The sequence below is a fragment of the Pseudomonas sp. GW823-FHT02C05 genome (assembly GCF_058797595.1).
The window spans coordinates 747,761-771,674 of the sequence record NZ_JBXAJU010000001.1 but is presented as its reverse complement, the minus strand read 5'-3'; the positions used below and the strand labels follow the sequence as shown (position 1 = coordinate 771,674).

Here is a 23,914-nt window from a genome sequence, read left to right as displayed (position 1 = left end):
CTGGCGAGCCAGCGCCTACAGTTCCCCCGTAGCGCCCGGCTGGCCGGCCGGCCGCTGCGCCAGTCTCGCCTGCATTTGCCACGGCGCCGGGCATGAACACGCATTTGCCAGTAAACTCTCTGCCCTTTCGCCGCGGTCACCCTTATGTGCGGCCAAGCCTTTTGCATGCGGAGCCTGCCTTGCGTCTGTTTCACACCTCCGACTGGCACCTGGGCCAGAACCTCCACGGCCAGGAACGCGACTTCGAACACGCCTGTTTCCTGGAGTGGCTGCTGCGCCAGCTCAAGCACGAACAGCCCGATGTGCTGCTGATCGCCGGCGATATCTTCGACACCGTCAACCCGCCGGTCAGCGCCCAGGAGCGGCTCTACGACTTCATCGTCAGCGCCCACGAGCAGCAGCCGGCCCTCACCGTCGTGATGATCGCCGGCAATCACGACTCCGGCTCGCGCATCGAGCTGCCGGCGCCCTTGATGCGCCGCCTGCGCACCCACGCCCTGGGCCGGGTGCTGTGGCTGGACGACGGCCAGTTGGACGCCGAGCGCCTGCTGCTGCCGCTGCCCGACGCCAGCGGCCAGGTCGCCGCCTGGTGCCTGGCCCTGCCGTTCCTGCGGCCGGCGGAAGTCACCGGCCGCCAGCTGGGCGACGACTACCTCAAGGGCATTGCCCAGGTCCACGAATGGCTGATCGCCGCGGCCAACGCCAAGCGCCAGCCGGGCCAGGCCCTGGTCGCCGTCAGCCATGCGCACATGGCCGGCGGCTCGGTCTCGGAAGATTCCGAACGCAGCCTGATCATCGGCAACGCCGAGGCCCTGCCCGCCAGCCTGTTCGGCCCGGACATCAGCTACGTGGCCCTGGGCCACCTGCACAAGCCGCAGAAGGTCAACGGCGAGGAGCGCATCCGCTACAGCGGCTCGCCGATCCCGCTGTCGTTCTCCGAGATCGGCTATCAGCACCAGATCCTCGACGTGCGCCTGGACGGCGAGACCCTGGTCAGCGTCGAACCGCGGCTGATTCCCCGCGCGGTGAACCTGCAACGCCTGGGCCCGGCGCCCCTGGGGGAACTCCTGACCCAGCTCGGCGAGCTGCCGGACATCGACCTGTTGGCCGAGGAGCAGCGCCAGCCCTGGCTGGAAGTGCGGGTGCGCCTGGACGAGCCCCAGCCGGACCTGCGCCAGCAAGTGGAAAGCGCCCTGCAAGGCAAGGCCGTGCGCCTGGTGCGGATCGCCGCCGAATACGCCGGCAAGGGCGCAGGCGACGGTGAAGAGGCCAGTGCCGAGCTGATCGAGCTGGACCAGCTGACCCCCGAAGAGCTGTTCCGCCGCGCCTGGCGCGACGCATACGCCAACGAGGTGGACGAAGCCACCCTCAAGGATTTCGCCCTGCTGTTGCAGGACGTCCAGCAAGAAGGTGAACAGCCATGAAAATCCTGGCCATCCGCCTGAAGAACCTGGCCTCCCTGGCCGGCCCCTTCGAGATCGACTTCACCGCCGAGCCCCTGGCCAGCGCCGGGCTGTTCGCCATTACCGGGCCCACCGGCGCCGGCAAGAGCACCCTGCTGGATGCCCTGTGCCTGGCGCTGTTCGGCGCGGTGCCGCGGCTGAACAATATCGGCCGCGAGACCAAGGTCCCCGAGGTCGACAGCGAGATCCTCACCAGCGACCCGCGCACCCTGCTGCGCCGCGGCACCGGCAGCGGCTATGCCGAGGTGGATTTTGTCGGCATCGACGGCCGTCGCTACCGCGCCCGCTGGGAAACCAACCGCGCCCGCGACAAAGCCACCGGCAAGCTGCAAGGCAGCCGGCAGAACCTCACCGACCTGGACAGCGAACAGCTGCTGAGCAACCAGAGCAAGAGCGAATACAAGCAACTGATCGAGGCCCGCCTGGGGCTCAACTTCGAACAGTTCACCCGGGCGGTGATGCTGGCCCAGAGCGAGTTCAGCGCCTTTCTCAAGGCCGACGACAAGGAACGCAGCGAGCTGCTGGAAAAGCTCACCAACACTGCGGTCTACAGCCAGTTGGGGCGCCGCGCCTACAGCAAGAGCAAGGAGGCCGAAGACGCCCACAAGGAGCTCAAGGCCCAGGCCAGCGGCATCAGCCCGCTGGAGCCCGAGGCCCGGGCCGAGCTTGAACAGCAGTTGAGCCAGGCCCAGCAACAGCTCAAGGAGCAACAGGCCCAGCTCAGGCAGTTGGAAGCCCAGCACGTCTGGCTCAAGGAACTGCGCCAGTGGCAGGAAGCCCGGCAGAGCGCCGCCGAACAACTGCAAGCGGCCGAACAGGACGCCCAGGCCCTGGCCCCGGAGCGCCTGCGCCTGCAACGCCTGGAGCAACTGGCGCCGCAGCGGCACCAGTTCCTGCGCCAGGCAGAGCTGGGCGCCAGCCTGCTGCCGTTGCGCCAGCAGATCCAGCAGCAGGTCGAACAGCAAGGCGCCCTGCAACAACGGCAGGAACGCCTGCAACAGCAACTGCAGGACGCCGGCACGGCCCTGTCCCAGGCCCAGGAACAGCACAGCACCAGCGCCCCGTTGCTGCGCGAAGCCTTTGCCGAACAGGCCAACCTGGAGCGACTGGGGCAGAGCCTGGCCCAGGCCGAGGCCCAACGCAGCCGCGCCGAGCAGGCCAGCACCGAGGGCCAGCAAGGCATCCAGCAACTGCTGGAAAAACAGCGCCTGGTGGGCGAACGCCTGGAGCGGATCGCCGGGCAACTGGCCCACAGTGTCGCCCTCGCCCCCTTGAGCGACGCCTGGAACGCCTACCGCGAACGCCTGCAACAGCTGATGCTGATCGGCAATCGCCTGCACCAGGGCCAGGCCGAACTGCCGGCCCTGGAACAGCGCGCCAGCAGCGCCGCCCAGCAACTGAGCGAGCAACGCACGCAGCTCGAACTGCTCTACAGCGAAGCCGGGGCCGAGCCCCAGGCGGTGGCCGAGCAGATCCAGTTGCTCGGCACCCTGCTCCAGGACAACCGCAAGCAGCAGCGCGCCGTCGAAGAGCTGGCCCGGCTCTGGGCCCAGCAACGCGAACTGGACCAGCGCGGCCAGGCCCTGCAGGACAGGCAGCAGGCGGTGGCCGCCCAGCGCGAGGAACTGAACAAGGTCGGCCTGCAGGCCAAGGCCGAGCTGGTGGTGGCCGAGCAGACCCTGAGCGTCACCCAGGCCCTGCTGGAGCGCCAGCGGCTGGCCCGCAGCGCCAGCGTCGAGGAATTGCGCGGGCAATTGCAGAGCGACCAGCCGTGCCCGGTGTGCGGCAGCGTCGAGCACCCCTACCACCAGCCTGAAGCCTTGCTGCAGAGCCTCGGGCGCCACGACGAGAACGAGGAAGCCAGCGCCCGCAAGACGGTGGACAGCCTCAAGGAACAGCTCAACGAACTGCGGGCCCAGGTCCAGGGGCTGATCGCCCAGCAGAAGGAATTCCTCCAGCAGCAGGAACAACTGGCGAGCCAGCAGCAAGCCCTGGCCCCAAGCCTGCAAGCCCACCCCTTGAGCGCCAGCCTCCTGGACCAGGACCCGCCCAAGCGCGACGCCTGGCTGCAACAGCAACTCGACCAGCTGCAGCAGAGCATCACCCAGGACGAAAACCGCCAGGGCGCCCTGCTGACCCTGCAAAAAGATGCCGCGCGCCTGCAAAACCAGCTGCAGGCAGCAATCGACGCCAGCCAGCAGGCCGCCCAGCACCTGGACAAGCAACAGCAGCAACTGAGCGCCGACCGCCAGCGCCTGGACGAGGAACTGGCCAGCTTCAGCCACCTGCTGCCGGCAGAGGTCCTCGACGGCCTGCGTCGCGACCCGGCCAGCACCTTCATGCAGCTCGACCAGCAGGTGCTGCAACGCATCGAGCAACTGCGCGAGCAGCAGGAAGAGGCCGAAGAACAGCAACAGCGCCAGCTGACCCTGGAAAAGGAACAGGACCGCCAACTGACCCGCCAGCAGCAACTGGCCGAGGCCCAACAGCAGTTCGACACCCTGCACCAGCAGCAACAGGCCTGCCAGCACAGGCTCGCCGAACTGCTGGGCCAGCAACCCAGCGCCGAGCACTGGCAGCAGCACCTGGAGCAAGCCGTGGACCAGGCCCGCAGCGCCCAGGCCCTGGCCCAGCAACAGCAGCAGGCACTGCACCAGCAAGCGATCGAGTTGGGCGCCGAGCTCAAGGCCCGGGAAGAACGCCTGCAAGCCCTGGAAAGCGAACAACAGCAGCTGGCCGCCAGCATCGAGCAGTGGCGCGCCGGGCACCCGGAACTGGATGACGCCGGCCTGCAACAGTTGCTGGAGCTGGACGAAGAACAGGTGCAGCAACTGCGCCAGCGCCTGCAAGACAACGACAAGGCCATCGAGCAGGCCAAGGTGCTGCTGCAGGAACGCCAGCAGCGCCTGGAACAGCATCAGGCCCAGCACAACGGCAACCTGGAGACCGAACAACTGGCCCAGGCCCTGGAACAGCTGCAGCAACAGGCCCAGGCCAGCGAACAACAGGTGGCGGACCTGCGTGCACGGCAAAGCGAGGACCAGCGCCGCCAGGCCGCCAACCAGGCCCTCAACCAACGCCTTGAACAGGCCTACGCCCAGTGGCAGCGCTGGGCCCGGCTCAGCGCCCTGATCGGCTCGGCCGAAGGCGACAAGTTCCGCAAGATCGCCCAGGCCTACAACCTCGACCTGCTGGTGCACCACGCCAATGCCCAACTGCGCCAACTGGTGCGCCGCTACCGCCTCAAGCGTGGTGGCAGCATGCTCGGCCTGCTGGTGCTGGACACCGAAATGGGCGATGAGCTGCGCTCGGTGCACTCGCTGTCCGGCGGCGAAACCTTCCTGGTGTCCCTGGCCCTGGCCCTGGGGCTGGCCTCCATGGCTTCCAGCACCCTGAAGATCGAATCGCTGTTCATCGACGAAGGCTTCGGCAGCCTCGACCCCGAGTCCCTGCAACTGGCCATGGATGCCCTCGACGGCCTGCAGGCCCAGGGCCGCAAGGTGGCGGTGATCTCCCACGTACAGGAAATGCACGAACGGATTCCGGTACAGATCAAGGTCAGCCGCCAGGGCAATGGCCTGAGCACCCTGGAGGTGAAATGAGCACGCTGCAAACGCCGGGGGCGACCCTCTACTCCTTCCGCCGCTGCCCCTACGCCATGCGTGCGCGGCTGGCCCTGCGCTATGCCGGGGTGCCAATGCGGATTGTCGAAGTCAGCCTCAAGGCCAAGCCGGCCGAGATGCTCGCGCTGTCGGCCAAGGGCACGGTGCCGGTGCTGGCACTGGAGGATCGGGTGATCGATGAAAGCCTGGAGATCATGCACTGGGCCCTGGCCCAGCATGACCCCGAGGATTGGCGGCTCACGGAGGACCCGACGGCCCAGGCGCAGATGGCGGCACTGATTGCCGAGAATGACCAGGTGTTCAAGGTGCACCTCAATCGCTACAAGTACGCCGAGCGCTACCCCGAGGCGCCCATGGAGCACTACCGGGCCCAGGGCGAGGCGTTTCTGGCGCGCCTCGATAGCCTGTTGCAGCAGCGCCGCTATCTGCTGGCGGCGCATCCGAGCCTGGCGGACATGGCGCTGCTGCCGTTTGTTCGCCAGTTTGCCCATGTGGACCGGGAGTGGTTTGCCCAGACGCCTTATCGCTCCTTGCAGGAGTGGTTGCAGGAGCAACTCGAATCAAAGTTGTTCCTGGCAGTCATGGCCAAACAATAACTTTCACAAGATGCGCACATCGGCAGCCTCAAATAGATTGAGCTGCCGAAACAACCGGCTTTCAGAATTTTCCTAAAGACTTCATCCGCAACTAATAACTAAACTAATTCGACACACAAAGTTCATATCCAACACAGCGATTAGTTAAACACCCAGTTACTACCCGCATGTAAGCAAGACAACTTCGACTCACGCCATCGCGCCCCGCCCGGCCCCAAACCCAAGCCATCCGGGCTTCACGCCCTCCTCACTGCGTAAACCAAGCCTTTACCTCGGCAGTAGCCTGCTCGCCCATAAAAAACTTCCATTACTCAGGCCGCTGTAATCATTTCCTTTTTCGCCAGGTTCATTACATTGAAATCGCCTTTTGCAACAGCCGTATTAACACTGATCTATGGAGTGATTCATTCAGCACAGTCCTGTGCCGACATTACTATCGACTTGAGTTCTTTGGGCGCAGATGGCTCGGTAGCCTACGGTGTATCCGCTGACGGCCGTTTCATCATCGGCTCTACGATAGTGCAAGACACCCAACACGCCTTCAAATACAGCGATGCGACCGGCATGGTCAATCTAGGCTCCCTCCCGGGGGGACGCCATGCCTCTGCCAAAGCCATATCCGCTGACGGCAATGTGGTCGTGGGAAGCGCTAGCACCTCTAGCACGGTTCACGCCTTCAAGCACACCGATGCAACCGGCATGGTCGACCTGGGCACGTTGAGTGGAGGGGGGATCTCAGAGGCGGCAGGCGTATCGGCTGACGGCGCGGTTGTCGTAGGCTATTCGTCTGCAACCAATAGCTACTATCGTGCGTTCAAACACACCGATGCGAAGGGCATGATCGATCTGGGCACCCTGAAGGCGGACAACAGCGGCCTCTCCTTTGCCACCGCCGTGTCCGCGAACGGCAGCATCGTCGCGGGATACGCTGATATCGACTCCAGCACAGTCCTGAAACACGCCTTCAAGCACACCGACGCGAGCGGCATGATCGATCTGGGCACCCTGGGAGGGCAGACCTCACTGGCATTCGGCATCTCCGCTGACGGCCATGTTGTCGTGGGAACGGCCCAGACAGCTACAGGCGACACTCAAGCGTTCAAACACTCTGACACCACCGGCATGGTCGGCCTGGGCTCATGGGGTGGCCCTTCCTTTGCTTATGGCACTTCTGCCGACGGTCGCGTCGTCGTGGGTACAGCTGCGACGGCCACTGGCGATCCCCATGCATTCCGGCACACCGATGCCAGCGGCATGGTCGACCTGGGCACCCTGGGTGGTGGAACGTCATCGGCGACCGGCGTCTCCGCTGACGGCAATGTTGTCGTGGGTATCAGCCTTACAGGCGAAGGTGCCACGCACGCCGCGCTATGGAAAATCACCGAAACAGGTTCCCACCTTGTCGACCTGGACAACACCCGCACCGCCATGGCCAAGAACGCCAATCGGGCCTGGGGGATGCTCGATTTGCGCAGCGAACAACTGGCTCGATTGATGAGCCAGGAATGCCAGATCGACAGTGGCTCGTTCTGTATCGGTGTGGGCCCAAGCTACAGCCGCAACAGCGTGGCCAGGCAGACCAGCATGAGCCTGACCCTGGGGGTTCGTCCCACCGAGCATCTGCGCCTTGGCGTCACCCTGGATCAGGACCTCGATCGGCAACTGCCGGACAACTACACCAAGGCAGGGTCGGCAGCACCGGCGGTCGCCCTCTTCGCCGCCGTTGATGAAACAGGCCACGGGCTGGGTTGGCAGGGCCGTGTGGCCGCAGCCTATGTGTCTTCCAAGGTCGATATCACACGCGAACAACTGGCTTACACCGAGGCCGGCCAAGGACGTTCGAGCCTGCGCGGCAAGTCCTTGAGCATCGAAGGCGCCTACGGCGTGATGCTCAATGCAATGACCCTGACGCCGTATCTGGGCCTCAGCCAGACTCAGGTCAGCCGCCAGGGCTATCGTGAAAACAGTGGCGCGGTGTTTGCAGCCAGCTACGCGAAAATGGGCCGCACGACCACCAGCCTGAACCTCGGTGTGCGGGGCGCCAAAAAGCTCACCCGGCAGCTGGAACTCAGCGCCAACCTGGAGCTGACCCAGGACCTGCGCAACAAGCGCGATGCCTTTCAAGCCCAAATGGAGTACCTGGGGCGCTACACCTACCAGGCCGGAAAACAGCACGACACTCGCCTGGGGGCAGGCACAGGAGTGAGCTATGCCCTGAACGAACACAGCGCCGTGCATACGGGCGTGTTCTGGGCGCAGCAACCAGGTGGCAATGATGTGACCGGCATTCAGACAGCCTTCACTTACCAGTTCTGATAGCAGCCTGCCCCGCCGGCCTGAGTTCGAGGGCGGCCGGGATGCGGGTGCACGTTCGCCATTGGGCAGGCCGAGGAGCCAGGCGCCATGCTAAGGTTTGGCCACTTCCACTCTTGCGAAAATGCCCATGTCCGTCGTCATCCGCACCCACCCCCGCTTGACCATCGGCGTCCTGATCGGCTGCGCCATTGGTCTGCTCGCTCCTGCCCAGAGCCTGACCGGCAAGATCCTCATTGGCTGGAACGCCGCTGTCTGGAGCTACCTGGCACTGATGTTCTGGCTCACCGTTCGGGCTCGCGCCGATGAGGTCAGGCGTATCGCCGAAGCCGAGGATGAAAACGCCGGCCTGGTGCTGTTGATCGTCTGTGTGGCGGCCATTGCCAGCCTGGTGGCGATCACCCTGGAGCTGGTGGGCAGCAAGGACCTGGACAGCACCCAGCGCCTGGTCCACTACGGCTTCACCGGGCTGACGGTGATCGGCTCGTGGCTGCTGGTGGGGGTGATCTTCAGCCTGCACTACGCGCGCCTGTACTACACCTGGGACGGCAAGGAACCGGCGCTGCGCTTTGCCGAAGGCCCGACCAACCCGGACTACTGGGACTTCCTGTATTTCTCCTTCACCATCGGCGTGGCGGTGCAAACCTCGGACGTCGGCGTGGCCACCCGCGAGCTGCGCAAGATCGTCCTCGCCCAGTCGCTGATCGGTTTTCTGTTCAACACCGCGATCCTCGGTTTCTCGATCAATATCGCCGCCGGGCTGTTCAGTTGAGGCTGCACAAAACTTCTAGACCCCAGCCCTGGCACCGGCGTTAACTGCCAGGGTTGCCGCCACGCCCCACGGACCGCCCCATGACCACGCCCAACTGGATCGACCTGGCCCAGGATGCCGACACCGGCATCGAGACCCTGCGGGCCCATTTCACCGGCCACGCCTATGACCCGCACTGGCACGACAGCTACCTGGTGGGCGTCACCGAGCAAGGGGTGCAGCAGTTCAACTGCCGCCGGGCCCGGCACCAGAGCACGCCGGGCAAGGTGTTCCTGCTGGAACCGGGGGAAATCCACGACGGCGAGGCCCCCACCGAGGGCGGCTTTACCTACCGCATGCTGTACCTCGACCCGCAGTGGCTGGAGCGCGAACTGGGGGCGCTGTTCGCCGAGGCGCCGGCCAATGCCCAACTGGCATTCGGCAGTACCCTGGCCAGCGATCCGCGCCTGGCCCGCGCCACCAGCGCGGCCTTTCACAGCCTGCACCATGGCGAGTTGCGCATCGTCCGCCAGAGCGCCCTGGACCAGTTGCTGGAACAACTGACCGGGCACTTGCACTGGCGCCGGCGCTACGCCCAGGACCCGCGCCTGCCGCTGGTGGCGCAACGGGCCCGGGACTACCTGCATGCGCACCTGGCCCAGGACCTGAGCCTGGAAGCCCTGAGCCAGGCCTGCGGGGTCGACCGCTTTCGCCTCAGCCGCGCCTTCAAGGCCGCCTTCGGCCTGCCACCCCATGCCTACCTGGTGCAACTGCGCCTGAGTCGGGCACGCCGCCTGCTGGCCGGAGGCGCGGCGCCGGCCGAGGTCGCCACGGCCCTGGGCTTTGCCGACCAGAGCCACCTGGGGCGCTGGTTCATGCGTGCCTACGGGCTGAGCCCGGCGTTGTATCGCAAGCGCTGCACAAAGCTTCCAGACGCCTGAAAGCACCTGGGCCAGGATCAACTGCCGATCACTTACCGGAGTTGCCCGCCATGCCCCTGTCTCTCTCGACCCTGCTGCCCTTTGTGCTGTTTGCCTTCGTCGCCTCCATCACCCCGGGGCCGACCAATATCCTGGTGCTGAACAACAGCGCCCGCCATGGCCTGCGGGCGGCGCCGCCGATCATCCTCGGCGCGGCGCTGGCCGCGGCCGGGATCGTGCTGCTGGTGGGCGCCGGCCTGGGCGACTGGCTCGCCGGCAGGCCCAAGGTGCAGCAGGCCATGCAGTGGCTCGGGCTACTGTGGCTCAGCTACCTGGCCTGGCAGATCTGGCAGGCTCCGGCCAGCGTCCTGGATGCCAGTGCCGGGCAGCCTCGCCGCCTGGGGCTGGCCGGCGCCGCCGCGTTGCAACTGGTGAACCCCAAGACCTGGATGATGGCCCTGGCGGTGGTCAGCGTGTTCGCCGGTACCGAGGCCGACCGACAGTGGCGGGCGCTGTGGCTGTCCCTGGTGTTTTTCCTCATCGCCCTGCCGTGCCTGGGCGCCTGGGCACTGCTGGGGGCCGGTTCGGCGCGCTGGCTGCGCTCGCCCCAGGCGCTGCAGGCGTTCAATCGGGGCATGGCCCTGCTGTTGCTGGCATCCACCTGGATGAGCCTGTGGGCCTGAGGTCGCCACAGTGCAACGGGCGGTCGCTCCAGTGCCTTTGGCTCGGCACCGGGGCGCTGTAGGGTGGCGCACACGGCGCAACAAGGCGCCGCCCCGAACAAAAACCACTGCCCCACGAGAGCCTCCGATGAAAACACCGTTCAAGCGTTGTTTCCTGGCCTGTTGCGCCAGCTTCCTGCTGAGTGCCCCGACCTGGGCCGCCGAGCCCGCCGCCTGCAAGACCGTGCGCATGGGCGTGGTCAACTGGACCGACGTGATCGCCACCAGCGCCATGGCCGACGTGCTGCTCGGCGGCCTGGGCTACGACAGCAAGCAGACCAGCGCGGTGCAGCAGATCATCTTCGCCGGCATTCGCGACCGGCGCCTGGACATCTTCCTCGGCTACTGGAAACCGGCCATGGACCAGAACATCGCGCCCTTCCTGGCCGCCGGGCAGGTCAGGGTCATGGCCCAGCCCAGCCTGGCCGATGCCCAGGCGACCCTGGCAGTGCCGGACTACGTGGCGCAAGCGGGCCTGAAGACCTTCGCCGACATCGCCCGCTTCAAGGAGCAACTGGGGGGCAAGATCTACGGCATCGAACCCGGCAGCGGCGCCAATACCACGATCAAGACCATGATCGACACCGACCATTTCGGCCTCAAGGGCTTCAAGCTGATCGAGTCCGGCGAGGCCGGGATGCTGGCGGCGGTGCAGCGGGCGATCAACCGCAAGGAGTTCGTGGTGTTCGTCGGCTGGACCCCGCACCCGATGAACATCAACCTGGCCATCACCTACCTCACCGGCAGCGAGGACGTGTACGGGCCAAACGAAGGCGCGGCCACGGTGTCCACGGTGACCGCCCCGGACTATGCCGAGCGCTGCCCCAACGTCGACCGGCTGCTGAAGAACCTGAGCTTCACCGCAGCCCAGGAAAGCCAGCTGATGGTGCCCATCATGCAGCGCCAATCGCCCCAGGAGGTGGCCCGGCAATGGTTGCGCGAGCATCCCGAGGACCTGCAGCGCTGGCTGGCGGGAGTGACCACTTTCGACGGCCGCGATGGCGTGGCAGCGGTCAAAGCGAGCCTGTAGCCACCCTCTGCAGGAACCGGCTTGCCGGCGCAGGCGGTCTCACGGGCCTCTTCGCCGGCAAGCCGGCTCCCACACTCCAGGACTGTCCATGAACCATTACCCGCTTTCTGCCGAGCTGGCGGCCTTTGTCCAGCGAACCCTGAACTACACCAGCGTCGACAGCAGCTTCCAGGGCCTGCGCGACAGCTACGAGCGCATGTGCCGGGCCTTCACCCCGCCTCGCCCGGCCGGGCTGGCGGTACAGGAGCTGCAACTTTCCGGGGTGCCACTGCGCCTGTATCACCCCGAGCGCCCCGCTGCGCCTTCGGGCTGGCCCTGGCTGTTGTACCTGCACGGCGGCGGCTGGGTGCTGGGGGGCCTGGACTCCCACGAGTTCATCACCGCCCGCTTGGCCAGCGAGCTGGGAATACTGGTGATCGCCGTGGACTACCGGCTGGCCCCGGAGCACCCGTTCCCCGCCGCCTTCGACGATTGCCTGGGGGTCTGGCGGGCCCTGGAACAAGGGCTGCTGCCCCTGCCACTGGACCCGCAGCGCCGGGTGCTGATGGGCGACAGCGCCGGCGGCAACCTGGCGGCGGCGCTGTGCCTGGCCCTGCGCGATGCCGGCGAACCCGGGCCGGCGGCCCAGGTGCTGGTCTACCCCGGCCTGGGTGGCGCCGCCAACCTGCCCTCGCGCAGCCAGTGCGCCGACGCGCCCTTGCTCAGCAGCAGCGACCTGGATTGTTTCCAGGCCCTGTACCTGCCCGGCCCGCAGCAGCGCTCGGCCTATGCCCGGCCGCTGCTGGCGCAACAGTTCGCCGGCCTGCCCGCGGCCTTTATCGCCCTGGCACAGTTCGACCCGCTGCGCGATGACGGCGAGCGTTATCACCAGCACTTGCTCGCAGCCGGTGGGCAAAGCCAGCTGTACCCGGGCCTGGGGCTGGTGCACGGTTGCCTGCGCGCCAGGGGCCTGGCCCCTGAAGTGGACGCCCTATACAGCGCCCTGCTGGCCTACCTGGAACAGCACCTGGGCCGCCCCTGAACGCGACCGTTGGTCAGCCACCGACCTGCGTGGATGCTATTTCCTGCCTCTGCACTATTGACGGCCGAAGCGCTTTTGCGGTTTCCTGAAACCGGTTTCAGCGCAACTGGAACCCATAATTCCAAAAACAAGGTCGTCGCCCGTGAATCAGTTTTCCGCCGCCCAGCGCAGCCGCGTCACCATGCTCGATGTCGCCCGCCGCGCCGGGGTCTCCAAGGCCAGCGTGTCGCGCTTTATCGGCGAGGACCGGGCCCTGCTCTCCGATGCCATTGCCCTGCGCATCGATCAGGCCATCAGCGAACTGGGCTACCGCCCGAACCAGATGGCCCGCGGCCTCAAGCGCGGGCGCACCCGCCTGATCGGCATGCTGGTGGCCGATATCCGCAACCCCTATTCGATTGCCGTGATGCATGGTGTGGAAACCGCCTGCCGCCAGCACGGCTACAGCCTGGTGGTGTGCAACACCGACCGCGACGACGAACAGGAAGCCCGGCACCTGGCCAACCTGCGGGCCTACAACATCGAAGGCCTGATCGTGAACACCCTGGGCCACCACCTGGAACAGTTGCAGCAATTGCAGGAAGAGATGCCCATGGTCCTGGTGGACCGCAAGCTCTCGCAGTTGCAGGCCGACCTGGTGGGCCTGGACAACCCGGCGGCGGTGCGCAGCGCCCTCGACCACCTGCAACAGCAGGGCTATCGCGACCTGCTGCTGGTCAGCGAACCCCATGACGGCACCAGCTCGCGGCTGGAGCGCAGCGCCAGTTTCCAGGCCGAGATCGAGCGCCGTCCGGCCTTGCGCGGCCAACTGCTGGAAACCGGCAGCCACCTGACCAGCCAGTTGCAAGCCTTTCTCGCCGCCCCCGGCCCCGGGCCCAAGGCGCTGTTCTGCGCCAATGGCGTGGCGACCCTGGCCGCCACCCGCGCCCTGCGTGAGCTGGAGTGCCCGCTGTTCGAAGGCGTGGGCCTGATCGCCCTCGACGACCTGGACTGGTACCCCCTGGTGGGCAATGGCATCACGGCCCTGGCCCAGCCCACCGAAGCCATAGGCACCACTGCCTTCGAATGCCTGCTCAAGCGCCTGCGGGGCGACGATGCCCCGGCGCGAGTGGTGGATTTTCCGGCGCAGTTGATCGTGCGCGGCTCCACCCGGTTGTAACGGTGGGGGCAAGGCCCACCACTTTTTTCTCGAACAAAAATGAAACCGGTTTCAGAGGTCAGGAACATGCAGCAATCCCCCGTATCCATCAGTTTGTCCAGCTACGGCGCAGACCTTGTGCGCGCACAGGGTCAGGCGCATTTCATTCCCCTGGTGGCCGCCGCCGGCGCGTCCTGCATCGAATGGCGCGAAGAACTGCTGACCCATGAGCAGCCCGCCGAGCTGGCCCGCAGCGCTGCGGAGCACGGCCTGGAAAGCGTGTTTTCCTCGCCCCTGGAGTTGTGGCAGGCCGAGCGCAGCGAGCCCAACCCGCAACTGAGCGCCACCCTGCAACGGGCCCGGGAGTTCGGCGCCAAGCGGCTCAAGGTGTCCCTCGGGCACTTTCGCGAACACCACGACCTGCGCAGCCTGGCCACCCTGCTGTTTCGCCAGCCCCTGGCCCTGCTGGTGGAGAACGACCAGACCGCCCACGGCGGGCGCATCGAGCCGTTCCAGCGCTTTTTCAGCGCGGTAGAGGCGCTGAACCTGCCGCTGCGCATGACCTTCGACATCGGCAACTGGCAATGGCAGGAGCAATCGGCGCTCAACGCCGCGCGCCTGCTGGGCCGGCACGTGGCCTACGTGCACTGCAAGGCGGTGCGCCTGCGGGTCGACGGCAAGCTGGTGGCCATACCGCCCGGCGCCCCGGAGCTGCATCAATGGGAACAACTGCTGCGGCACATGACTCAAGGTATTACCCGGGCCGTGGAATACCCCTTGCAAGGCACCGACCTGCTGCAAGTGACCACCGAGCAGGTCAGCCTGCTGGCCCACCTTGGCCAATCGCGCCTGGAGCATGCAGATGCCTGATATCGATATCCTCTCGTTCGGCGAAACCATGGCGATGTTCGTTGCCGAACACGGCGGCGACCTGGCCCAGGTCCAGCACTTCCACAAGCGCATCGCCGGGGCCGACAGCAACGTGGCCATCGGCCTGGCACGCCTGGGCTTCAAGGTGGCCTGGCTGAGCCGGGTAGGCAACGACTCCCTGGGGCGCTTCGTGCTCGACACCCTGCGCGCCGAAGGCCTGGACTGCCGTTTCGTGCGCTGCGACCCGATCCATCCCACCGGCTTTCAGCTCAAGTCCCGGGAAGACGGCGGCGACGACCCGCGGGTCGAGTATTTCCGCCGCGGTTCGGCGGCCAGCCACCTGGCCATCAGCGACCTCGACCCGGCCCTGCTGCGGGCCCGCCACTTGCACGCCACCGGCATTCCCCCGGCGCTCTCGGACTCGGCCCGAGAGCTGTCCGGCCACCTGATGCACACCCAGCGCAGCGCCGGGCACAGCGTGTCGTTCGACCCCAACCTGCGCCCCGCCCTGTGGCCCAGCGAAGCGCTGATGATCCGCGAGATCAACCGGCTGGCGGCGCTGGCCCATTGGGTACTGCCGGGGCTCGCCGAAGGCCGCCTGCTCACCGGCCGCGACGACCCGGCGGACATCGCCGCCTTCTACCTGGACCAGGGCGCCGAAGCCGTGGTGATCAAGCTCGGCGCCCACGGCGCCTACTACCGCACCCAGCTGGATGCCGGCTTCGTCGAGGGCGTGCCGGTGGCCCAGGTGGTGGACACCGTAGGCGCCGGCGACGGCTTTGCCGTGGGCCTGATCAGCGCCCTGCTGGAAAGCCGCGGCATCCTCGAAGCGGTGCAGCGGGCCAACTGGATCGGCAGCCGCGCGGTGCAGAGCCGTGGCGATATGGAAGGCCTGCCCCTGCGCCACGAACTACCGGAGCACACACCCAGCCTGAAAACCGCCAGCGCCCTGTAGGCGCTGGCTTGCCAGCGAAGACGCCCGCCCGGCGACACATGCCTCAAGGGCCCCTTCGCCGGCCAGCCGGCTCCTGCAGTGACCGAACACCACGAACCACCTGCTGCGACAAAAACAACAAGCTCAGGAGAACTTTCATGGACACGCTCAAACTCGCCACCCGCCGCTGGTGGTACATCATGCCCATCGTCTTCATCACCTACAGCCTGGCCTACCTGGACCGCGCCAACTACGGTTTCGCCGCGGCCTCGGGCATGGCCGACGACCTGCAGATCACCCCCGGCCTGTCCTCGCTGCTGGGGGCGCTGTTCTTCCTCGGCTATTTCTTCTTCCAGGTGCCCGGGGCGATCTACGCGCAAAAGCGCAGCGTGAAGAAGCTGATCTTCGTCAGCCTGATCCTCTGGGGCGGCCTGGCCACCCTCACCGGGATAGTCGCCAACGCCTACATGCTGATCGGCATCCGCTTCCTGCTGGGGGTGGTAGAGGCCGCGGTGATGCCGGCGATGCTGGTGTACCTGTGCCACTGGTTCACCCGCGCCGAACGCTCCCGGGCCAACACCTTCCTGATCCTCGGCAACCCGGTGACCATGCTCTGGATGTCGGTGGTCTCCGGCTACCTGGTGCAGCACTTCAGCTGGCGCTGGATGTTCATCATCGAAGGCCTGCCGGCGGTGATCTGGGCCTTTATCTGGTGGCGCCTGGCCGATGACCGGCCCAGCCAGGCGCAGTGGCTGAGCCAGGACGAAAAACGCGACCTGGAAAGCGCCCTGGCCGCCGAACAGCAAGGGATCAAGGCGGTGAAGAACTACGCCGAGGCGTTCCGCTCGCCCAGGGTGATCATCCTCGCCCTGCAATTCTTCTGCTGGAGCATCGGGGTCTACGGCTTTGTCCTGTGGCTGCCGTCGATCCTCAAGCACGGCGCGCAGATGGACATGGTGGAAGCCGGCTGGCTCTCGGCCCTGCCTTACCTGGCGGCGGTGATCGCCATGCTGGTGGTGTCCTGGGGCTCGGACCGCACCCAGAAGCGCAAGCGCTTCGTCTGGCCGCCGCTGCTGGTGGCGGCCATCGCTTTCTACGGTTCCTACCTGCTGGGGGCCGAGCACTTCTGGTGGTCCTACAGCCTGCTGGTGATCGCCGGGGCCTGCATGTACGCGCCCTACGGGCCGTTCTTCGCCATCGTCCCGGAGATCCTTCCGGCCAACGTCGCCGGTGGCGCCATGGCCCTGATCAACAGCATGGGCGCCCTGGGCTCTTTCGGCGGTTCCTACCTGGTGGGCTACCTGAACAGCGCCACCGGCTCCCCCGGCGCCTCCTACCTGCTGATGAGCGGCGCGCTGCTGCTCTCGGTACTGCTGACCCTGTTGCTCAAACCCGGTGCCGACCAGCCGCAGGCCAAGGCCCTGCCCCTGCGCCGGCGCCTGGCCCACCCTTGAAACGGTCTAGAGAACCCCATGAAAAAACACCTGGTGCTGTACAAGAAACTCTCCCCAACGCTGATGGCCCGCCTGCAGGAGCAGGCGCAGGTAACCCTGATCGAAACCCTCGACGCGCCGGGGCTGAATGCCCTGCGCCAGGCGCTGCCGAGCGCCGACGGGCTGCTGGGCGCCAGCCTGCGCCTGGACGCCGAACTGCTGGACCTGGCGCCCCGGTTGCGGGCGGTGGCCAGCGTTTCGGTGGGGGTCGACAACTATGACATCGACTACCTGACCCAGCGCCGCATCCTGCTCAGCAACACCCCCGACGTGCTCACCGAGACCACCGCCGACACCGGCTTCGCGCTGATCCTGGCGACCGCCCGGCGGGTGGTGGAACTGGCCAACCTGGTGCGCGCCGGGCAATGGCAGCGCAACATCGGGCCGGCGCACTTTGGCACGGATGTCCACGGCAAGACCCTGGGCATCATCGGCATGGGGCGCATCGGCGAAGCCCTGGCCCAGCGCGGGCATTTCGGCTTCGGCATGCCGCTGATCTACCACAGCACCCGGCCCAAGCCCGCGGTGGAGCAACGCTTCAATGCCCAGTACCGGAGCCTGGAGCAACTGCTTGAGGAAGCCGACTTCATCTGCCTGACCCTGCCCCTGACCGAACGCACCCAGGGCCTGATCGGCGCCCGGGAGTTCGCCCTGATGCGCCCCGAAAGCATCTTCATCAATATTTCCCGGGGCAAGGTGGTGGATGAAGCGGCGCTGATAGAAGCCCTGCAACAACGGCGGATTCGCGGCGCCGGGCTGGACGTCTTCGAACGCGAGCCGCTGGACCACGACTCCCCGCTGCTGCAACTGCCCAACGTCGTGGCCACCCCGCACATCGGCTCGGCCACCCACGAAACCCGCGAAGCCATGGCCCGCTGCGCGGTGGACAACCTGCTGGCGGCCCTGGCCGGCCAGCGCCCACCGAACCTGGTCAACCCCGCGGCGTGGACCGGCTCGCGCCCCTAGCGGCCAGCCCGCGCAGCGCCCCCGAAGAACTCCCTATCGCCGGGAATGCTCGTGTAGGAGCTGGCTTACCAGCGAAGGCGGCCACAAGAGCAGCGCAAGGCTCAAGGGCCTGTTCGCCGGCAAGCCGGCTCCTACGGAGGAAGACGTATCGCCGCGGACGCTCGTGTAGGAGCTGGCTTGCCAGCGAAGGCGGCCGCAAGAGCAGCACACGGCTCAAGGGCCTGTTCGCCGGCAAGCCGGCTCCTACGGAGGAAGGCGTATCGCCGCGGACGCTCGTGTAGGAGCTGGCTTGCCAGCGAAGGCGGCCGCAAGAGCAGCACAAGGCTCAAGGGCCTGTTCGCCGGCAAGCCGGCTCCTACGGAGGAAGGCGTATCGGCGGTGGGGATTTCAGACCGGCAAGGGGTACAGGGCTTCGTCGAACTGGTCCAGGCGCGGGAAGACCAGGGGCTGGTCGTCCGCCAGGTGCTGCAGGCGCTGGCGGTAGCTGTGCAGGAAGGCTTCGCGAGCCTCCTGGCTGATGTAGGGCACGTGCCAGGCCACGAAGGGTTCCAGCACGTCATAGCCGACATAGGCCAAAGTGCCGCGCAGCAGCGGGCGCAGCATGTCCTGCAGCGGGCCGTGAATCGCGCCTTCGCCGAACATGTGCTCGCGCCCGCCCAGGGTCAGGGTCACCAGGGCTTTCTTGCCCGCCAGCCCGCCCTGGTCATAGAAACGCTTGCCGCCATAACACACCCCCGACACCAGCACCCGGTCGATCCAGCCCTTGAGCATGGCCGGCACCGAGAACCAGAACACCGGGAAGTTGAGGATCAACAGGTCGGCCCACAGCAGCTTGTCCAGCTCGGCCTGGATATCCGCGGCAATGCTCTGGTTCTTCACCCCCAGGCGCTGTTCCAGGGCATACACCAGGTAATCCGGGTTGTCCCGGGAGGCAAAATCCGCGGCGCTGGCCACCGGGTTCCAGTTCATCGCGTACAGGTCGCTGACCTGTACCTGGTGCCCCTGGGCCTCCAGGGTGCTGCGGGCCTGGTCACGCAAGGCGGCGGTGAAGGACTGCGGTTCGGGGTGGGCGTGGACGATCAACACATTCATGAAGCTTCCTCAGACAGGTTGCACAGTAACAGGGGCATCGCGTTCGGCCAGGCACTGCCGGGCGCACAAGGCGATGCGCCGGCAGGCTTCGCGCAGGTCATCCGCTTGCAGCACCAGCCCCAGGCGGATATGCCCGGCGGCGCTGGGGCCGAAGGCTTCGCCAGCCAGCACCGAGACGCCCTGCTCATCCAGCAGGCGCTCGCTGAAGGCCTGGGCGCTGAGCCCGGTGGCGCGGATATCGACCATGACGAACATGCCGCCATCGGGTTTCAACGGCCGGGCACCGGGGCAATCGGCCAGGCAGTCGCACACCAGGTCCCGGCGCTGGCGATAGGCCTGGGCCATCTCTTGCAGCTGCGGCAAGGGCTGTTCCAGGGCCACCACGGCGGCGTCCTGGATGAATTCCGGTGAGCCGTAGAGCATGCACAGGGCGAGGTTTTCCAGGTGCGCGGCCAGGGCCGTCGGCGCCACCACCCAGCCCAGGCGCCAGCCGGTCATGGCATGGGACTTGGACAGGCTGTTGAGGGTCGCGGTGCGCTCGGCCATGCCCGGCAGGCTGGCCGGGCTGACATGCTCGCCCTCGTACAGCAGTTCGCTGTAGACCTCGTCGCAGATCAGCCACAGGTCATGTTCGATGCACAGCGCCGCCAGGGCTTCCCAGGTGGCCCGGGGGATACTGGCGCCCGTGGGGTTGTGCGGGCTGTTGAGCACCAGGGCCCGGGTCTTGCCGGTGATGCGCGCGGCCACCGCCTCGGGCTGCACCCGAAAGCCGTCCTCGGCCCGCACCGGCAGCGGCACCACCCGGGCATTGCAGGCGCCGAACACTGCTTCATAGGTGACGTACATCGGCTCGGCCACTATCACTTCGTCCCCCGGGTCCAGCAGGCACTGGGCCACGCTGTACAGGGCGCACTGGGCACCGGCCAGCACCACCACCTGCTCGGCATCCACCACTTGCCCGCTGCGCTGCTGATGGCGGCGGGCGATGGCCTCGCGCAAGGCGCGCTTGCCGCGCACATCGGCGTAATGGGTGTGGCCGGCCTGCAGGCTGTCGATGGCCGCCTGGACGATGGGTTGCGGGGTGTCGAAATCCGGGTCGCCCACCGACAGCAACCAGACTTCCTCGCCACGTTCGCGCTTGGCCAGGGCCCGGTAATGAATGTCCCAGGCGGCGGCGCCGTCTCCGGCAATACGTTGGGTCAGTCGAGAAAAGCGCATGCACAAGCTCCAGGAAAAAGGGATGGTCAGCGCGCGCAGGCGTGCTTGAGTTCGATCAGGGTCACGCCATTGCGGGCAAAGCCCTCGCGCAGTTCCTGTTGCAACTCATCGAGGCTGGCGGGCTGGCTGACGCTGCAACCAAAGGCCCGGGCCAGGGCGGCAAAATCCGGATTGCGCGGCAGCACGCCAATGGGCTCGATGTTCAGGTCCAGCATGTCATCGCGGATCTGCCCCAGGGCGTCGTTGTTCCACAGCAGCACCACCAGCGGGCTGCGCAGTTCCTCCACCGCCGTGGCCAACTCCTGCACGGTGTAGAGAAAACCACCATCGCCCACCAGTACCAGCCCAGGCCGCTCGGGGGCACCGAGCTTGGCGCCGATGCCGGCCGGCAAGCCGTAGCCGAGGGTGCCGTAGCCGGTGGGGTGCAGCCAGCTGCGGGTCGCCCGGGTCGGGTACAGGTAGTTGCCGCTGTAGGCCAGCTGGGTCATGTCGCTGGCGATAAAGCCGTGCTCCGGCAGCTCGGCGGCAATGCGTTGCAGGATCGAGCGGTGAATCTGCTGCAAGGGCCCCTGCCCGTTCTGCACCGCCTGGCGCAGATCGGCCACCGCATGAATCGCCGCCGTGGCAGGCGTGACCTGTTGCTCCAAGGCCAGCAGCAGTGCGTCCAGGGTGGCGCGGGCATCGCCGTGCAGGGCCACCGAACACGGGTAGAAGTCATTGAACTTGCGCGGGTCGATATCCAGGCGCAGCAGCTCGCCGTTGAGCGGCAGGCGCTCGCGCCAATAGTCGGTGTCGGCCATCTCGGTGCCCACCGCCAGCACCACGTCGGCCTGACTGATCAGCTGCCAGCCGGGCTCCACGCACAAGGTCGCCCCGGCGTTCAGTGGCGCTTCATCCGGCAGCAGGCCCTTGCCGGCGACGCTGCTGAAGAACACCGCCCCCAGGCGCGTGCTCAGGGTCCGCAGTTGCTCGGCGGCGTGCAGCGCGCCGCCACCGGCAATGATCATCGGCCGCTTGGCGTTGCGCAGTGTGTCCGCCGCTTGCTGGATATCTACCGCCGCAGCCGGACCGCGAGCGGGGCGTCGCCGCACTTCGCCGGTCCAGTCCCGGGCGACCTTGGCTGCCAGCACATCCAGGGGCACGCTGATGTGCACCGGGCGCGGGCGCTCGCTGTCGAACACGGCAAAGGCCCGGGCGATCAGCTCCGGCAAATCTTCCGGGCTCAGGGCCAGGGCCGAAAAGGCGGTGATAGGCGCGGTAATCGCCCGCTGGTCCTGGGTTTCGTGCAGCGAGCCGCAGCCCTTGCCCAGGCTGGCGCTGTGGTTGACGCTGGAAATCACCAGCAGCGGGATCGAGTCGGCGTAGGCCTGGCCGATGGGGGTGGCGACGTTGGTCACCCCCGGGCCACTGATGACGAAACACACCCCGGGCTTGCCGCTGACCCGGGCGTAACCGTCGGCCATGAAACCCGCGCCCTGCTCGTGGCGGGTCAGCACATGGCGGATGCCGCTGCCGGGCAGCCCGCGGTACAGCTCCAGGGTGTGCACCCCGGGAATGCCAAACACCGTGTCGACGCCGTAGCCGGCCAGCAGGCGCACCAGGGCCTGGCCACCGGTCAAGGTCTGATCGTGCATGTCTCTCTCCTCAAGCCTGGCCAAGGCGAATCAACGCATCGACCGCGACGGTGCCCTGGGCACCGACCAACAATGGGTTCACATCCAGTTCCAGCAGTTGCCCGGCATGTTCGCAGGCGTAGTCCGCCACCGCGCCGATGGCCGCCACCAGGGCCTCAAGATCGGCCTCGGGGCGCCCGCGAAAGCCTTGCAGCAAGGTAGCGCTGCGCAGGCTGAGCAAGGCCTGGCGGATCGCCCCTTCGGTGGTGGGCAGCAGCAGGCTGCGGCTGTCCTTGAGCAGTTCCACCAGCACCCCGCCGGCGCCGATCACCAGGGCCAGGCCGAAGTCGTTCTCACGCTTGATGCCGACAATCAGCTCCGCCAGGGGCGCCGCGGCCATGGGCTCCAGCAGGATCTGTTCAAAGGCCAGCCCCGGCGCATGCTCGGCAATCCGCGTGCGCATCAGCCGCAATGCGGCGCTCAGGGCTTCAGGGTCCTTGAGATTGAGGGCCACCGCCCCGGCCTCGGTCTTGTGCGGCAGCTCGGCGCTCACCGCCTTGAGCACCAGCGGGTAGCCAATGCCCGCCGCCGCGCTCAGGGCCTGCCCGGGGGTGGTCAACACACCATCGGGGGTACAAAGGCCAAAGGCGCGCAAGGCCTGCTTGGACTGCCACTCGTCCAGCAGCACAGCGCTACCGTCCAGAGCCTGCGGGCACAGCGGCACCAGGGCCGACTCCCCCAGGGCCAGCAACACCGGGCGCCGCTGTTGATAGGCGACGATCCGGCCCCAGGCCGCCAGGCCGTCCTCCACGCCTTGCAAGGCGGGAATGCCATGGCCGTGCAAACGCTCGCGGGCACTGGCCGGCAGCAGCTCGGGAAAGGCCGAAGTGACAAAACCGCGCTTGCCATGGCGCTGCAACGCGGCGCAGAACAGCTCCAGCAGCAGGTCGCATTCCTTGCGCTCGCCGGTAAATTCGGCCGGGTAATCCAGCACCAGCATGGCGCTGTCGGCCTCGGTACGCAGGGCCGTGTCGAGCATGGCTTGCAGGGCCGTAGCGTCGCCCCAGATGGCGGTGGTGAAATCCAGCGGGTTCACCAGGTTGGCGTAGCCCGGCAGCACCTGGGCCAGCTCGGCGCACTGCCCGGCATCCAGCTTGGGCAACTGCAGGCCGTTGCGCTCGGCGTAGTCGGCGATCAGCCCGGCATCGCCCCCGGAACAGGCCAGGGCCATCAACTGCGGGCCAGCCGGCAACTGCCCGCAGGAGGCGGCTTTCAAGGTTTCGACAAAACTCACCGGGCCGCTGACCCGGATCACCCCCAGGCGCTGGAACAGCGCGTCGTACAGCGCGTCCGATCCCGACAGCGAACTGGTGTGACTCAAGGCCAGCTCGGCGCCGATCTGCGACACCCCGGTCTTCAGGGCAATGATCGGAATGCCCTTCTCCAGGGCTTTATGCGCCGCCCGGGCAAACCCCGGCACGTTCTTCAGGCCTTCCAGGTGCAGGCCGATGGCGGTGACCCGTGGTTCGTCCAGCAGCACGTCCATCAATTCGGCAATGCCCAGCTGCGCCTGATTGCCCACCGACGCCATGTAGGCCACCGGCAGCGAGCGATCGCTCATGGACAGGTTGTAGGCAAAGTTGCCGCTCTGGGTCAGCACCGCCACCCCGCGTTCCACGGGTTGACCGCCATGGGCCACCGGCCACAGCGCGGCGCTGTGCAGGTAGTCCAGCAGGCCGTAGCAGTTGGGGCCCAGCAGCGCCATGTCGCCGGCCGCCTGCAGCAGTTGCCGTTGCAGGGCCTGGCCCTGGGCGCCGGTTTCGGCAAAGCCCGAGGCGTAACAGATCGCCCCGCCGGCGCCCTTGGCCGCCAGCGCCGCGACGCAGGTCAGGGTCAGCTCGCGGTTGGTGGCGACGAACACCGCATCCGGGCCGCAGGGCAGCTGTTCGATGCTGGCCACGCACGGCACGCCATCGAGCTCGGCATGCTGCGGGTTGACCAGCCACATGGGCCCGGCAAAACCGCCTTCGGCGCAGCGCCTGAGGGCCCGGGCCATGCTACGCCCGCCCACGAAAGCCAGGTGCCGCGGGGCCAGCAGGCGCTTGAGATTGTCACGCAAAGTCTGGGACATGACGGCAATTCTCCAGGGCG

Annotated in this window: 18 protein-coding genes; 14 read left to right on the top strand and 4 right to left on the bottom strand. The window is 67.0% G+C overall.

Annotated features, from left to right (window positions below; genetic code table 11):
• Window positions 1-179: 179 nt before the first annotated feature.
• The 14 genes from AC1RGE_RS03800 (at window position 180) to AC1RGE_RS03735 (ending at window position 17,840) form a co-directional block, all read left to right on the top strand.
• A complete protein-coding gene (locus tag AC1RGE_RS03800; protein WP_011061024.1) occupies window positions 180-1,424 on the top strand; it encodes an exonuclease SbcCD subunit D C-terminal domain-containing protein in 1,245 nt (414 codons plus the stop codon).
• The gene (locus AC1RGE_RS03795; protein WP_492583405.1) at window positions 1,421-5,065 is read left to right on the top strand and encodes an AAA family ATPase; all 3,645 of its coding nucleotides are present in this window, start codon (window positions 1,421-1,423) and stop codon (window positions 5,063-5,065) included. The genes AC1RGE_RS03800 and AC1RGE_RS03795 overlap by 4 nt, the downstream gene beginning before the upstream one ends.
• Window positions 5,062-5,682, top strand: coding sequence for a glutathione S-transferase (locus AC1RGE_RS03790; RefSeq protein ID WP_492583403.1), 621 nt, complete (start codon window positions 5,062-5,064; stop codon window positions 5,680-5,682). The genes AC1RGE_RS03795 and AC1RGE_RS03790 overlap by 4 nt, the downstream gene beginning before the upstream one ends.
• A 354-nt stretch (window positions 5,683-6,036) precedes the next feature.
• Window positions 6,037-7,998 carry an HAF repeat-containing protein gene (locus AC1RGE_RS03785; RefSeq protein ID WP_492583401.1) on the top strand — a complete coding sequence of 654 codons (1,962 nt, stop codon included), beginning with the start codon at window positions 6,037-6,039 and terminating at the stop codon, window positions 7,996-7,998.
• 127 nt (window positions 7,999-8,125) lie between these two features.
• Window positions 8,126-8,767: a DUF1345 domain-containing protein gene (locus AC1RGE_RS03780; protein WP_065363903.1), complete on the top strand. Its 642-nt coding sequence runs from the start codon at window positions 8,126-8,128 to the stop codon at window positions 8,765-8,767.
• An 80-nt stretch (window positions 8,768-8,847) separates the two neighbouring features.
• Window positions 8,848-9,687 (top strand): AraC family transcriptional regulator, encoded by an 840-nt coding sequence (locus AC1RGE_RS03775; RefSeq protein WP_015635414.1) that lies wholly within the window; start codon window positions 8,848-8,850, stop codon window positions 9,685-9,687.
• Between the two features lie 50 nt (window positions 9,688-9,737).
• The gene (locus AC1RGE_RS03770; RefSeq protein WP_072442065.1) at window positions 9,738-10,349 is read left to right on the top strand and encodes a LysE family translocator; all 612 of its coding nucleotides are present in this window, start codon (window positions 9,738-9,740) and stop codon (window positions 10,347-10,349) included.
• A 127-nt stretch (window positions 10,350-10,476) separates the two neighbouring features.
• Window positions 10,477-11,418, top strand: coding sequence for a choline ABC transporter substrate-binding protein (locus AC1RGE_RS03765; RefSeq protein ID WP_011061017.1), 942 nt, complete (start codon window positions 10,477-10,479; stop codon window positions 11,416-11,418).
• An 88-nt stretch (window positions 11,419-11,506) separates the two neighbouring features.
• Window positions 11,507-12,439, top strand: coding sequence for an alpha/beta hydrolase (locus tag AC1RGE_RS03760; protein ID WP_492583399.1), 933 nt, complete (start codon window positions 11,507-11,509; stop codon window positions 12,437-12,439).
• Window positions 12,440-12,581: 142 nt separating this feature from the next.
• Window positions 12,582-13,598: a LacI family DNA-binding transcriptional regulator gene (locus AC1RGE_RS03755; protein WP_346624205.1), complete on the top strand. Its 1,017-nt coding sequence runs from the start codon at window positions 12,582-12,584 to the stop codon at window positions 13,596-13,598.
• A gap of 66 nt (window positions 13,599-13,664) precedes the next feature.
• Window positions 13,665-14,447 (top strand): sugar phosphate isomerase/epimerase family protein, encoded by a 783-nt coding sequence (locus AC1RGE_RS03750; protein ID WP_011061014.1) that lies wholly within the window; start codon window positions 13,665-13,667, stop codon window positions 14,445-14,447.
• Window positions 14,440-15,402 (top strand): sugar kinase, encoded by a 963-nt coding sequence (locus AC1RGE_RS03745; RefSeq protein ID WP_011061013.1) that lies wholly within the window; start codon window positions 14,440-14,442, stop codon window positions 15,400-15,402. The genes AC1RGE_RS03750 and AC1RGE_RS03745 overlap by 8 nt, the downstream gene beginning before the upstream one ends.
• Window positions 15,403-15,539: 137 nt before the next feature.
• A complete protein-coding gene (locus AC1RGE_RS03740) occupies window positions 15,540-16,835 on the top strand; it encodes an MFS transporter (protein ID WP_276494988.1) in 1,296 nt (431 codons plus the stop codon).
• A gap of 18 nt (window positions 16,836-16,853) precedes the next feature.
• Window positions 16,854-17,840: a 2-hydroxyacid dehydrogenase gene (locus AC1RGE_RS03735; protein ID WP_492583397.1), complete on the top strand. Its 987-nt coding sequence runs from the start codon at window positions 16,854-16,856 to the stop codon at window positions 17,838-17,840.
• Window positions 17,841-18,227: 387 nt separating this feature from the next.
• On the opposite strand, the gene AC1RGE_RS03730 is transcribed toward AC1RGE_RS03735, so the two are convergent.
• From AC1RGE_RS03730 to AC1RGE_RS03715, 4 genes are read right to left on the bottom strand one after another with little or no spacing between them, the layout of a single operon-like run.
• The gene (locus AC1RGE_RS03730; protein ID WP_011061010.1) at window positions 18,228-18,932 is read right to left on the bottom strand and encodes an NAD(P)H-dependent oxidoreductase; all 705 of its coding nucleotides are present in this window, start codon (window positions 18,930-18,932) and stop codon (window positions 18,228-18,230) included.
• 9 nt (window positions 18,933-18,941) lie between these two features.
• On the bottom strand, window positions 18,942-20,150 hold the full coding sequence (locus AC1RGE_RS03725) for a pyridoxal phosphate-dependent aminotransferase (RefSeq protein WP_019093507.1): 1,209 nt from the start codon (window positions 20,148-20,150) through the stop codon (window positions 18,942-18,944).
• A 26-nt stretch (window positions 20,151-20,176) separates the two neighbouring features.
• A complete protein-coding gene (locus AC1RGE_RS03720) occupies window positions 20,177-21,784 on the bottom strand; it encodes a 5-guanidino-2-oxopentanoate decarboxylase (RefSeq protein WP_492583395.1) in 1,608 nt (535 codons plus the stop codon).
• 10 nt (window positions 21,785-21,794) lie between these two features.
• Window positions 21,795-23,894, bottom strand: coding sequence for an acetate--CoA ligase family protein (locus tag AC1RGE_RS03715; RefSeq protein WP_492583393.1), 2,100 nt, complete (start codon window positions 23,892-23,894; stop codon window positions 21,795-21,797).
• Window positions 23,895-23,914: the final 20 nt, after the last annotated feature.